Annotated in this window: 8 protein-coding genes; 5 read left to right on the top strand and 3 right to left on the bottom strand. The window is 68.7% G+C overall.

From position 1 onward, the window contains the following. The first annotated feature begins 119 nt into the window (after positions 1 to 119). Positions 120 to 986, top strand: a complete 867-nt coding sequence (locus tag BQ8420_RS24065) for an alpha/beta fold hydrolase (RefSeq protein ID WP_087101449.1) — start codon at positions 120 to 122, stop codon at positions 984 to 986. 82 nt (positions 987 to 1,068) lie between these two features. Here the strand turns inward: BQ8420_RS24065 and BQ8420_RS24070 are convergent, their stop codons facing one another. The 3 genes from BQ8420_RS24070 to BQ8420_RS24080 all read right to left on the bottom strand — a co-directional run bounded on the left by BQ8420_RS24070 (position 1,069) and on the right by BQ8420_RS24080 (position 8,965). Next, positions 1,069 to 6,087, bottom strand: a complete 5,019-nt coding sequence (locus BQ8420_RS24070) for a DNA repair ATPase (RefSeq protein WP_087101450.1) — start codon at positions 6,085 to 6,087, stop codon at positions 1,069 to 1,071. A gap of 11 nt (positions 6,088 to 6,098) precedes the next feature. Further along, entirely contained in the window at positions 6,099 to 8,144 is a 2,046-nt protein-coding gene (locus BQ8420_RS24075) for an SPFH domain-containing protein (protein ID WP_087101451.1), read from the bottom strand. 179 nt (positions 8,145 to 8,323) lie between these two features. After that, positions 8,324 to 8,965 (bottom strand): OB-fold-containig protein, encoded by a 642-nt coding sequence (locus BQ8420_RS24080; RefSeq protein ID WP_087101452.1) that lies wholly within the window; start codon positions 8,963 to 8,965, stop codon positions 8,324 to 8,326. 190 nt (positions 8,966 to 9,155) lie between these two features. Here BQ8420_RS24080 and BQ8420_RS24085 point away from each other — a divergent pair, with 190 nt between their 5' ends. From BQ8420_RS24085 to BQ8420_RS24100, 4 genes are all read left to right on the top strand, one after another. Further along, complete coding sequence (locus tag BQ8420_RS24085; RefSeq protein WP_235006456.1) at positions 9,156 to 10,463, top strand: MFS transporter; 1,308 nt, start codon at positions 9,156 to 9,158, stop codon at positions 10,461 to 10,463. A gap of 100 nt (positions 10,464 to 10,563) precedes the next feature. After that, positions 10,564 to 10,992 (top strand): YciI family protein, encoded by a 429-nt coding sequence (locus BQ8420_RS24090; RefSeq protein ID WP_087101453.1) that lies wholly within the window; start codon positions 10,564 to 10,566, stop codon positions 10,990 to 10,992. A gap of 81 nt (positions 10,993 to 11,073) precedes the next feature. Continuing rightward, positions 11,074 to 12,345, top strand: coding sequence for an RNA polymerase sigma factor (locus tag BQ8420_RS24095; protein WP_087101454.1), 1,272 nt, complete (start codon positions 11,074 to 11,076; stop codon positions 12,343 to 12,345). Between the two features lie 33 nt (positions 12,346 to 12,378). Then, positions 12,379 to 13,362 carry an NAD-dependent epimerase/dehydratase family protein gene (locus tag BQ8420_RS24100; RefSeq protein WP_087101455.1) on the top strand — a complete coding sequence of 328 codons (984 nt, stop codon included), beginning with the start codon at positions 12,379 to 12,381 and terminating at the stop codon, positions 13,360 to 13,362. Positions 13,363 to 13,407 lie beyond the last annotated feature (45 nt).

Here is a 13,407-nt window from a genome sequence, read left to right on the forward strand (position 1 = left end):
CCACCCCAGAGCCCACCCCAGAACCGAGAACTCTCCGACTCACACAGGGGTCCGTGTGGTCTGTGTGGCCGGCGGGTAGCCTTCCCGACCACCACGCCGTGCCGAACCGAGGGGTGCCGATGCGATCCGATGAGCAACTGGTCCGGGTGGGTGACGTGGAGCTGTGCATCCAGACCTTCGGGCGGATCGACCACCCGCCGCTCCTGTTGATCGCGGGAAACCAGTCTTCGATGGACTGGTGGGAGCACGGGTTCTGCGAGCGTCTCGCGGCTACCGGGCGCCGCGTCGTGCGCTACGACAGCAGGGACACCGGGCGATCGACGCGGTTCCCGGTAGGCCGGCCGGGCTACGCCGGTGACGCGCTCGTCCACGATGCCGTCGGTGTGCTGGACGGCCTGCGGCTGGCCGACGCCCACATCGTGGGGATCTCGTCGGGCGGGGGTATCGCTCAGTACCTCGGTGTGTGGAACCCGGACCGGGTTGCTTCGTTGACCTTGATGTCCACCACGCCGGTGAGCCTGGGGGAGCGACAACCGGACCTGCCGACACCGACGGAGGCGGTCTCGCGATCGTTCGCCGAACCGCTGCCTGATCCTGACTGGAACGACCGTGACGCGGTGGTCGACCACATGATCGCGCTGGAGTACGTCTTCGCCGGTGAGGCCAGGGTCGACCCGGACCGGATCCGGCGGGTCGTGACCCGGTCGATGGAACGCGGTGGCGATATGGCCTCGGCGGCCAACCACTGGTTGGCCGCCGCGACACCCCTGGGCGACCGGCTCGGTGAGATCACCGCGCCCACCTTGGTGCTGCACGGGCGGGAGGACCCGCTCTTCCCGTACGTGCACGCCGAGGCCCTCGCTTCGGAGATTCCCGGTGCTCGGCTGCACCTGCTCTCCGGGGTGGGCCACCAGCACCCACCGCCGGAACGATGGGACGAGGTGGTCGCTGCGATCGCCGCGCACACCGCCACAGCCCCTGGTTAGGTACGAAGAGGGTCGCCCTCCCGATCGAGACGGCGACCCCTTACGCGACCTCTATCCGACTCCCTATCCGACCCCCACGCGGCTACTTCTCGGAGCCCCGTTCGAGCGCGGTACCGATTTCTCCCACACGGTCGGCGAGCAGCCCCATCGCGCCGATGGCCCTGGTCATCGGGTCGTCGTCGGAGCCGCCCAAGGCCCTACCCCTGCGGAAGCCGGCCTTGACCTCCGTCCAGCGCCGCTCCTGCTCCTCGGTCATCACCCCGCGCAGTTCCGCGAGCTTCAGCAGGTTGGCCTCCGCACCGGAGGTCAGGGTCTGTGCCTCGCCCAGGTAGTGGTCGTCGATGACGGCCTCCACCTCGGTGTCGTTCATGACCGGCACGATCTTCTCCGAGAGCCGGTTCATGTTCCGGTACGAACCCTGGAGCTGGAACGGTGGTTCGGTACGAGCGTCCTCCGACTGCGCGGCCGAGGCGATGTAGGCCTGGTTGTTGGCCAACACCACTTCCTGCACTCGCAGCAGCTTGCGCAGGACCGACACGATCCGGTCCACCTCGGCCGCCGAGTACGGGTGTTTCAGCCGGTCAGTGCCGACCGACTCGTCCCCTTGGGCCATGCGCACGAACGTGTACACGTCCTCCCGGTCCCGGGTGGACAGCGGCGCCAGTGTCGGGTTGGAGGTGATCGCGTTCTCGATGTAGCTGAGCGCGAACAGCTCCTCCTTCCCGGACAGCACGTCGCCCAGGTTGTACACGTCGGCGCGGTTGGCCAGCATGTCCGGGATCCGGAACCGCTTGCCCTGCTCGGTGTAGGGGTTACCGGCCATGCAGACCGCGAACCGCTTCCCGCGCAGGTCGTAGGTGCGGGTGCGGCCCTCCCACACCCCCTCCATCCGGCGCTGCCCGTCACAGAGGGAGATGAATTTCTGGAGCAGCTCCGGGTTGGTGTGCTGGATGTCGTCCAGGTACAGCATCGTGTTGGCGCCCATCTCCAGCGCGAAGGAGATCTTCTCGATCTCCTGGCGGGAGGTGGCGTCCGGGGCCTCGGCCGGGTCCAACGAGGTGATGGAGTGCCCCAGTGAGGGCCCGTTCACCTTGACGAACACCAGCCCCAGCCGGCTGGCCACGTACTCCATGAGCGTGGTCTTGCCGTATCCGGGCGGGGAGATGAGCAGCAGCAGGCCGCTCTGGTCGGTGCGCTTGTCGTCACCGGCCGCACCCAACTGCTTGGCGAGGTTGTCCCCGATCAGCGGCAGGTACGACTCGTCCAGCAGACGGTTACGGACGAAACCGCTCATCACCTTCGGCTTGTACTCCTCCAGCCGCAGGCGTTCGCGTTCGGTGCCCACCAGCTCGTTGCGGCGCCGTTGGAAGTCCCGGTAGGCGGGCACGTCCATGGTCCGGAACCGGCGGGTGCGCGGCAGGATCTCGTCCAACCGCACGAGGAGTGAACGCCCCTCGATCCTCGGGTGGGAACCCAGCAGTCCCGCCACCTTCTCCGCGACGGAGGCGGAGGACTCGTACCGATTCACGGAGGTGAGTTGCAGCGCCGCCGCCTCGGGCAGGTCGCCGGGGGCGACCGGTTCCTCCAGAGTGGTGACGTAGGCCTCCAACCAGGCCGTCACGAGTTGGTGCCGGGCGGCGATGTCGTCCCCGAGCCCCCGCAGATCCTCCTCGAAGGCCTTGCGGGTGGTCTCGCGGGTGCTGCCCAACGCCCGATGGAATCGGTCCAGCAGGGTGCGCGCACCCGCGCCGGAGACGAATCCGCGCCGGTTCGGGCCGTCCAACGCCAGTTCCTCGAACAGGTAGTCGCCCACCAGGTCGAGGTCGGTGCCCTGGTGCAGTCCGGTCTCGGTGAGGAAGGTGTCCACGGCCTCGGCGAGTTCGGTGCGCAGGGTGTCGATCGCCTCCGACCTCCGCGCCCCGAACACGCTCCGGGCCCGGGCCAGGGAGACCGCGCGGGTCCGCCAAGCGCGCTGAAGGTCCTCTCCCGCACCGTGCGCCCAGAACAACTGGGCGACCGCGCGGGCCTGGCCGGGGTAGCGCAGCAGCTCGGCCCCGGCGCGCAGTCGCAGCAGCGCCGACAGGATCTTCGCGGCGTCGTGGTCGTGCACGCCCCGCTCGTATCCCTCGTCGTAGCGCGCCTCCGCGACCCCGCGCACCAGCGACAGCAGCGAGTCGCCGTTCTCGGCGTGCAATTCCGCGTCGTGCAGGGCGTCCAGGGACAGTCCGTCCGTGCCCTCCTCGGCCGCGGCCAGGATCGACGTGGCCAGGTATTCGGCCCGGTACACGTCGGGGCTCTCGGAGACCAGCAGCCGGTCCCACAGGTGCCTGGTCTCCTGGAACGCCTCGTCGGTGACGGGGGCGCGGAAGTCGGTGCCGGTGATGGCGACCGACATGTGCCCGTCGTGCGGAGTGAGGGTGAGGTCGATGGGCTGGGTGTTCACCGCGAAGCGGTGCCTGCCCAACCGGATCGTCTCGCCCCCGGGACCGCCCTCGAACAGGTCGCTGCGGTCCTGTAGGGCCCGTCCGGCCTCCTGCCGGGCGGCCAGGATCTGGCCCTCCAGCTCCTCGGCGCGGACGGTGTCACCGATTTCGCGCATGTCCCCGACGGTGCGGCGCAGCCGCGTCACCATCGCGTCGGACGCGAAGTAGGTGTTGATGTCCTCCAGGGTGGTCAGGGTGGAGACCCGCCGGTGCACCCCTTCCAGGACTCGGGCGGCCGAGGAGGCGAGGCGGTCGGCCCGCCTGGACCTCTCGTCCACCAGCGACTGCTTGCGGGTGGAGAACGCCTCGTAGACGTCCTCGCGCTTGTCGGCCAGCTCCTGGAGGAAGTCGTCGAACTCCGCGAAGCGCGACTCCAGGTTCTCCAGTTGGAGCATGATCCGGCCGAGCTGCTCGTCGCAGCGGTCCGGGGTGTCCGCGGCGGCGATCGCCCCGGTGATGGCCTGCCCCAACAGCGCGAACTCGGCGGCGAACTCGGCCCGCCCCTCCAAGGCGAGCAGTTCCTTGCGCCGGGACTCCAACGTGGCCCGGGCGCGGTTGACCCCGCCCATCACCTCGCTGATCCGCTCCAGGATGCGGGTGCGCACCTGGGCGTCGCCGATGTCGAGGGAGCCGATGACCTCGGTGACCACCTGTAGGCCCTCGGTCTGTTCGGCGATGCGTTCGCCGACGGCGGTGGCGGCGCTGACCGCCTCCAGGGCCTCGGCCTCTTCGACCAGCCGTTCCACCTCGGAGTGGTAGCCGTCGAAGGCGTCCTCCTGCTCCAGGAAGGACACGGTGCGCCGGCCGGCGGAGGCGATCTCCTCGTCGAGGCTCTCCTCGATGGCGTCGATCCGGTCGCCGTCCACGTAACGCATCTCGCGCAGTGTGGCGGCCTGCCCCTGGGCGCGACGCAGTTCGGTCAGCCGGGTCACCCACCCTTCCGCCGACCTCGGGGTCTCGCCCCGGGAACGACGGATGAGCGCGGTGACCTTGGCCTCGGTCTCGGCGAGGGTCTCGGCGGCCTGCCGGGTGAGGGCCTGGACGGTCTCGAACTCGTCCAGCACCCGCTCGGCGGTGCCGCGCACTTCGGTCAGCGGAGCGGCGAGGTCGCCCAGTTCCTCGTCGCCGAGCCAGTGGAACCGGTCCAGGACCCGCCGGCAGGAGGCGATTATCGCCTCGAACACCTCGGTGGAGGGCCGCATGTCCTCGGAGATCCGGGACACCGACAGGCTCTCGGAGATGCCCTGCACCAGTTCGGCGTTGCCGATCCGCTCCAGGGGTCCGGTGCCCACGGGCTGGGCCGCGGCGTACACGTCGGATACGAACGGGGTCCGCCACACCTGCATCGGGTGCACCCGGGTGGGTTCGCCCGAGTTGTCGCGAAAGACGGTCATGGTCCCGTCGTCGAACAGCGAGTGGCCGTGGCAGACGATCGGGTTGGCGACCTCCTTGCGGATGGTGTTGTAGGGCAGCAGCAGGCTGCGGCCGTCCGCCTGGGAGTGGAAGACGTACAGCACGTCCTCGCCGTTGGGAGAACGCACCACCCGGTCGAACTCCAGGTCGGTGACGTCGGTGTCGAAGGTCCGCGCCGCCCCCGTGGTCAGGTAGTAGCCACCGGGGAAGATAAGCCCCTGGTCATCGGGCAACCGCTGGCAGGAACGGCCGATGCCATCGAGGCGCTCGACCTCCTTGGTGCGCTTGTTGAAGACCAGGTACCGCCACTCGGTCTCGTTGTACGGCAGGACCTTCAGCAGGATGAGCGCGCCGACCTCGGCGTGGAACACCGAGGCGTCGGCCAGGCTCTGCAACGGCTCGTCGACGGGCTCGCCGTAGATCCCCTCGCCGACCTCGGTGTTGTTCTCGATCTTGATGGTCAGGTCGCCGCCGACCGTCTCGACGAACAGCTCGTCGCGGATCGAGATGTGCGGGTGCCGCCCCTGCACGTGGTCCTCGCGGGTGGCCTCCACCCACTCGAAGTCGTGCGAGGGCGGGAACACGTGGTCGCGTTCGCCCCGGTCGTCGAGGTAGGCGATTTCGCCGGTGGGCGAGACCGACCACCTCAGGACACGGACGTCCTCCGTTCTCGGGCCGGTCTGGAAGACGGCCAGCAGCCGCTCCTCGACCTTGCGCAACTGGAGGAGGCGGGCGTCGCGGTAGTAGCGGTACAGCTGCTCGAATCCCTGCCGGAAACGCTCGTCCGCGAGCAGCCCGGGGATGGCGTCCTCGGGCGCGTCGGTGAACTCGAAGGAGTCGTCACCGTGCTCGTACCGATGCAGGGAGAACACGTCGGAGACGTGCGTGGTGCTCTGCATCCCGATGTAGACGTTGTAGCCGAACAGGATCGTGTCCCCGTCGGCGCCATCTCCGACGGAACGCCCCACGCTGACGATGTCGCGCGGCACGCAGTTGTGTTCGGTGCGGATGCGTTCGGTGCCGAGCAGGGACAGCTCGGTGCCGCCGAACACCTCCAACCGACGGTTGTTGAGTTCCTCGGTCCGTCGGGCCAGCTCGCCGGTCTGTTCGCGGAGCCGGGCGCGGAGCACCTCGTAGGTGCCCGCGTCCAGCGACCGCGCGTCCTCGGCTTCGGGCCCGGGGCCTTCGGAGTGGGCCTCGGTCACGGAGGACTACCTCACTGCTTCACGGGGACGAGGGCGTTGACGGGCAGCTGGTCCAGCCCCATGGAACGGGCCGTGCCGAGCAGCCGGTCCAGCTTGCCGCTGTCCGGGCCGCCCGCACTGATCAGCTTGAGCAGCAGCGCGGAGACCGTGAGGTTCTTGACGTCCTCGGTGTCCACGTCGGACAGGATCCTCTTGATGTCCTCGGCGAAGTTGCCCTCGCCGTTCAGCCAACCGTTGCCCAGCGCCTGCACGGTCTCGGAGCCGTTGACGAACCCGTCCACGGCCTTGCCCATGCCGATCGAATTGACCATGCGGTCGAAGAAGGCGCCGTCGCCACCGACGATGTTGATGTCGGCGCTCTCCAGCCCGGCGGCCATGGCCGTGGCCTGGGCCTCGGCGATCTGACGGTTGACGTCGATGCCGGCGAGGCGGACCTCCTTCTCCGCCTCCAGGCGCAGACGGTACTCCTCGTGATCGCGGCTGACCTCGTCCAGGGCGGCCATCGCGGCGGCCTTGTCGGTCAGACCAGCGGCCTCGGCGCGCAGCTTCTTCTCCACGGCTTCGGCCTCGACGTCGGCCTTCTCGCGGGCCACGACGGCCTCGGCGCGGCCCAGCTTCTCGACGGCCTCGGCGTCCTGCTCCCGGACCTGGACCTCGGCCAGACCGGCGGCAGCGGCCTCGGCCTGCATGCCCTCGGCCAGGCGGATCTTGGCGCGGGTGTCCAGCTCGGCGGCCTGCTGACGGGCCTCGGCGAGGGTGAGCTCCTCCTGCGCCTTGTGCTTGGCCGCGGCTTCGGCGGCCTCGGCGGCCTTGATGTCCTTGACCAGGTTTTCCTGGGCCTCGGCCTCGGCGTGGATGATGATGGACTGGCGCTGGCGCTCGGCCTCTTCGACGGTCCGCAGCTTCTTGATCGCCTCTTCCTGCTCGGCGACGGTGCGGTCGACGGCCACGCGCTCGCGGACGACGTCGGCGACCTCGCGCTTCTCGGCCTCGACCTCCTTGTCCTTGGCGATGCTGCTCAGCTCGGTCTCGCGCTCGCGGCCGATGACCTCCAGCATGCGGTCCTTCTCGATGCGCTCGGTCTCGATGGCGATGACCCGCTCGCGGTTCTTCTCGGCGACCGCGATCTCACGCTGCTGGTTCTGGTGCTGGACGCCGAGCTGCTCGGAGGTGCGGATGTTGGCGGTCTCGGACTTGAGACGCTCCTCGGCCTGGACCCGGGCGGTCTCGGCCTCCTCCTTGGCACGGATGATCTCGATCTCGCGCTTGGCCTTGGCGGCCGCCTCCTCGCGACGCTTCTCCAGCTCGGCGAGGGTCTCGGCGGTCTCCGTGTTCTGGCGGTCGATCTCCTTCTTGCGGTCGTTCTCGAACTCGTTGGTGCGCTTGTGCTCCCGGGCGGTGCGCTCGGTGATCTTCGAGATGCCCTGCGCGTCCAGGATGTTGTTCGAGTCGTGCTGGTGCAGCGGGGTCTGCTCCAGCTCGTCGATGGCCACGTCTTCGAGGATGTAGCCGTTGAGGTCGGTGCCGATCAGGGAAACGATCGCGTGGCGGAACTGCTCGCGGTGGGTGAACAGCTCCTCGAAGTCGAACTGTTTACCGACGGTCTTGAGCGCCTCGGAGAACTTGGAGTTGAAGAGCTCCTGCAGGGTGTCCTGGTCGCTGGCGCGCTCGGTGCCGATCGCCTTCGCGACCTTCTTGACGTCCTCGGCGGTCTCGTTGACCCGGACGTAGAAGAACACCGTGATGTCGGCGCGGATGTTGTCCTTGCAGGTCAGGCCATCACGGCCGCCCCGTTCCAAGGTGAGGCTCTTGAGGGAGATGTCCATGACCTCGGCCTTGTGCAGGACCGGGAGGACGATCGATCCGGTGAAGGTGACGTGGACGTCTCGCACCTTGGAGATGATCAGGGCCTTGCCCTGCTCCACCTTGCGGAACAGCCTGGTCACCATCAGCAGTAGGGCCAGGAGGACGATGATTCCGACGGCGATGGCGACACCGATGGTCAGGAAAGTGGCATCTGCCGCTTCCTGCCCGGTGACCGGAGCACTCAGCAACACGTAGGGGTCTCTTTCTGCGAGCGGCGTGGATCGGGGGACACGCGGCATCGGGCGGAGGGACGGGAGCGAGACGGCCGTGCCCGAGGGGGTCGCTTGTCAGGGGTTATGACGCGTCCGCTTGGCGAACGGTTCCGAAATGGACAAGATCATCCCTGCTCATCACGGGTGGTGAGGGGAGGTCAATGTTGACCGGGGTCCAGAGCGGGGTCGAAGGCGGTGACGAGGAAGTGGTCGTCGGCCGCGTCGTGGTCGAAGATGAGGGCGGTGCTGCCGACGGACAGGACCTCGCCGCCGGTCGTGCGGACCGGGATGGAGATGGCGGCCCCACCGGCGGTGGTGATCTCTGCCTGGCCGAAGTCCTCGTGGGCCTCACCGATACGGATGAGGCAGGTGCGACCGACGAGTTCGTGCTTGGAGTCGCCCCTGCGCTTGGGCAGGAACCGCTGGAACCCCATCACCACACCGCTGGTGACCGCCCACGCGGCGACCAATGCGATGAGCAGGACGACGGCCCCGAGGGCCCACAGCATCGGGGTGGAGACGGTCTCGATGAGGCTGGTCACGATGCTTCCCATCATGCTGACGAACCAGGCCACGCAGATCAGCATGGTCAGGGCCACGGTCACCGGAACCCTCCCCAGCCCGGCCTTGCTCAGGACCGCGCTGAGCCCGGCGGCGTCACCGCCGGTGTCCACGCTGTCGAGCATCTCGGTGTCCGCGGCGCCGACGATCACGAAGATCCAGTAGCCCAGGACGACGATGAGCATCGGCGTGAACAGGACCGTGGGGAATCCGAAGGCGGCGCTCAGGAACAGATCCATCCCGTGCACTCCTTCGCGACCGCCCGAACCGTGTCGGAACCCTATCGAACACCCCAGTTCAGCACGTTCCCCAGGGGCACCGTTGACCAATTGTGGCCGGCGTCCCGTTTCGTGATCGGAGGTTGATCGGCTCGGGACAGGCTGTCACGGTCGCATCGCAGCATCACTCCCTCGAAAGGGGCACCCCCGAGTGAACAGCGCATCCCCCATCCCGGAGACCTCCGGGAAGCCGGCCCTGGGACGGAACTTCAACCGCTTCTGGGTGGGCAGTCTGTCCAGCAACCTCGCCGACGGGCTCATGCTCACCGCCCTGCCGTTGGTCGCGGCGATGCTCACCAACGATCCCCTGTTGGTCTCCCTGCTCGCCGTCGCGCGGTTCCTGCCCTGGCTGCTGTTCGGGCTGATGGCCGGTGCGGTCGTGGACCGGGTGGACCGGGTGCGTCTGATGGTGGGGGCCAACGTGGTCCGCGCCGCGCTGCTCGCCGGTCTGGCCGTGGTGGTCGGCACCGGGAACGCCACAGTCTGGGCGCTCATCGTCGTCATGTTCCTGGCGATGACCTGCGAGGTGTTCTACGACCTGGCCGGACGCGCGATGCTGCCGGACATCGCTCCGGCCGGGACCATCGACCGCGCCAACGGGCGCCTGATCAGTGGACAGACCGTCACCGAGGACTTCGGCGGTGCTCCGCTGGCCGGTTTCCTGTTCGTGGTCGCCGCGTCTCTGCCCTTGGCGGTCAACGCGGGCGCCTACCTGGTGGGCGCCCTGGTCCTGCTCGGCCTGCCCCTGGCGGTACGCCGCCCCAAGTCACCGGAGGGTGCCGAGACCAAGGCGAAGGAGCCGGGCGGCAACCTCTTCAGGTCGATCATCGCGGAGATCGGCGCGGGCATGCGCTACACCTTCGGCGACGCCTCACTGCGCTCCCTGGTGTTGTTCGGCGCCATCACCAACATCGGCCTGATGGCGATGAACGCCGTCATGGTCCTGTTGGTCCGCGACCACTTCGGGGTGCCCGCCGCGTTGTTCGGCGTGTTCATGTCGGCCACCGCTGTCGGTGCGATCATCGGTGCCGCCCTCACTGGAAAGCTGGTCGCCCGCTTCGGTCGCTTCCCCCTACAAGCGGGCGGCTTCCTGCTCCAGGCACTGAGCTGTGTGGCGGTGGGTCTGGCGCCCAACGCCTACACGGCCGCCGTGGCCTGGGTCCTGCTCGGTGCCATCGCGACCGCCTGCAACACCGTCATGGTCAGCGCCATCCAGACCGTCGTCCCGAGCGCGATGCTCGGCCGGATGATGTCCTGCGCCCAGTTCCTGGGCTATGGCCTCACCCCGGTGGGCTCCCTCATCGGTGGCCTGCTCGGCCGGATCGACCTGCGGTTTCCCGCGATCTTCGCCGGGGTGCTCGTCCTGGTCGCGCTCGTGATGGTCCTGCCCGCGCTGCGCAACTTCGCCCGACGGGCCGATGCGATCGAGCGGGCCGCGAGGGGGCATGAGGAGGAGTAGGAAAAAAGTTCATGGCGGGTGTCGATCCGGCGGCGACCCGTGCGACGAACAGGTGAGAGCGGGGGAGACCCCGTCGGACACTCGAAAGAGGGCGAACACCATGCGTTACCTGATGTCGATCATGAGCGACCCCGCGTCCGAGGCCGCCGACTACGAGCCCGAGCCCGAGATCTACGAGGCGATGGGCGCCTACAACGAGGAGCTGGCCAAGGCCGGGGTCCTGCTGACCGGTGAGGGTCTGGCCCCCACCTCGGAGGGCGCCGAGGTCGTCTTCCGCGACGGGGAGGCCACCGTCGTCGACGGGCCCTTCACCGAAGCCAAGGAGTTCATCGCCGGGTACTGGGTGCTCCAGGTGTCTTCGCACGCCGAGGCCGTGGAGTGGGCCAAGCGTTGCCCGCACCCGCCCAAGGGGGACACGACCGAGATGAAGCTCCAGCTGCGCCGGATCGGTGAGCTGGAGGACATGGACAACATGTCCGAGGAGCTCAAGGAGCGAGAGCGCGCCCTGCGCGTGCAGACGGAGGGGTAAGCGTCCGGTGGTACGGGGGCGGGTCCGCGTGGCCCGCCCCCGTACCTTGCGGCCGGAGCCCGCCGGTGCTGTCATGATGCGGTGGAACATACGGATGTGACGCGCCAGGTGGAGGCGGTCTGGCGGATCGAGTCGGCCCGCCTGATCGCGACCTTGACGCGCATGGTCGGCGATGTCGGATCGGCCGAGGAGTTCGCGCAGGACGCGCTGGTCACCGCGCTGGAGAAGTGGCCCCAGGAGGGTGTGCCGCGTAGTCCCGGGGCCTGGCTGACCACCGTCGCCAAGCGGCGGATCCTCGACCGCTGGCGCCGGGACGAACGTTTCCGGGATCGCATGGTGGAACTCGGCCGGGAGTTCGTCGAGCACGACGGACAAGCGGAGTTCGACGCCGTCCTGGAAGAGGACTACGGCGACGACCTGCTCAAACTCATGTTCGTGTGCTGTCATCCCGTGCTGGCCACCGAGGCTCGGATCGCGCTCACCCTCCGCCTGCTCGGTGGGCTCACCACGGACGAGATCGCACGCGCCTTCCTCGTGCCGGAAACCACCGTCGCCCAGCGCATCGTGCGGGCCAAACGGCGGCTGACCGAGAAGAGGGTTCCGTTCGAGGTGCGCTCGGGTGCGGACCGCGACGCTCGCCTCGCCGACGTGCTGGAGGTCCTCTACCTGGTGTTCAACGAGGGGTACACGGCCACTTCGGGGGAACGGTGGCTGCGTCCCGAACTGTGCGAGGAGGCCATGCGCCTGGGGCGGATCCTCGCCGGGCTGATGCCCAAGGAACCCGAGGTGCACGGGCTGATCGCCCTCATGGAACTCCAGGCCTCCCGGTTCCGGGCCCGGGTCGGTGTCGAAGGCGTGCCGGTGCCCCTCGCCGAACAGGACCGCTCCCGTTGGGACCGGTTGCTCATCCAACGCGGGCTGGCCGCGCTGGAAGGTTCGATCCCCGTCGATCCCGCCCGTCCACGGGGCGTCTACTCCCTCCAGGCCGGGATCGCCGCGAAGCACGCCACGGCCCACGCAGCCGAGGACACCGACTGGCGTGGGATCGCCGTCCTGTACGAGGTGTTGGTCCGGCGCACCGGGTCGCCCGTGGTCGAACTCAATCGGGCGGTGGCGGTGTCGATGGCGCTCGGACCGGGTGCGGCGCTGCGCATCGTCGACGCCCTGCGCGATTCCGGGGCCCTGGAGGGGTATCACCTGCTCCCGGCCGTTCGCGCCGACCTGCTCCAGCGTCTTGGACGAGGTGAGCAGGCCCGAACCGAGTACGAACGGGCCGCCGACCTCACCCGCAACGAAAGCGAGCGCGCACTCCTGTTGGAGCGCGCTCGTTCTGCCGTGGGCAGTGAGCTCTAGCGATGAGCGCTCGTTCTGGTCACACTGGTCCGCATGAGACTTCTGGTTCTGGGTGGTACCGAGTTCGTGGGACGGGCGATCGTGGAGGACGCGCTCGCCCGAGGGTGGGACGTCACGGTGTTCCATCGAGGACGGCATGAAGCTCCGGTGGGGGCGCGCGTGCTGCACGGCGACCGTGCCGAGGAGGGTGGCCTCACCGCGCTGGAGACGGGGGAGTGGGACGCCGTCGTCGACACCTGGTCGGATGCCCCCGGAGCCGTTGCGGCCACCGCCCGACTGTTGGACGGTCGGGTCGGCCACTACACGTACGTCTCCAGCCGTTCCGTCCACGGCATGCCCAGCGCTCCCGGTGCGGATGAGACCGCCCCGACCGTCAAGCCGGCCCTCGCCGATGAGGGAGAGGACTACGCGCGGGCCAAACGCGGGGGAGAGGTGGCCGCCGAGGAGGTGTTCGGTGAGCGGGCGCTGTTCGTTCGGGCCGGGCTCATCCTGGGTCCGTACGAGAACATCGGTCGGCTGCCCTGGTGGCTGAACCGGATCGCTCGCGGTGGTCCCGTTCTGGCTCCTGGGCCGCGTGACCTGCCGTTGCAGTACATCGATGTCCGGGACCTGGCCGCTTGGACTCTCGACGCGGTGGAGAAGGGATTGGGTGGCCCGTACAACCTGGTGAGCCCGAGCGGGCACGCCACCATGGTGGAACTCCTGGAGGCCTGCCGGGAGGTGACGGGTTCGGACGCGGAGTTCCGCTGGACCGATCCCCAGGTGATCGAGGCGGAGGGGATTCGACCCTGGATGGAGCTTCCGGTCTGGCTGCCTCCGGGCGAGATGCACGAGAGCCTGCATCAGGGGAATGTCGATCGTGCCCTGGCCACGGGGTTGAGGTCTCGTCCGGTCATCGAGACCGTCGCCGACACCTGGGCGTGGTTGAGGTCCATCGGTGGTGAGGCACCCCAACGCCCCGACCGGCGCAGTCTCGGTTTGGACCCCGAGGTCGAACGGCGTGTTCTGGGTTTGTGAGCGTCACGAAGGCCCCGACCGCCGGGTGGGTTCTACCGGCGGCCG

It is taken from the genome of Nocardiopsis sp. JB363, assembly GCF_900143625.1.
Taxonomy (GTDB): Bacteria; Actinomycetota; Actinomycetes; order Streptosporangiales; family Streptosporangiaceae; genus Nocardiopsis.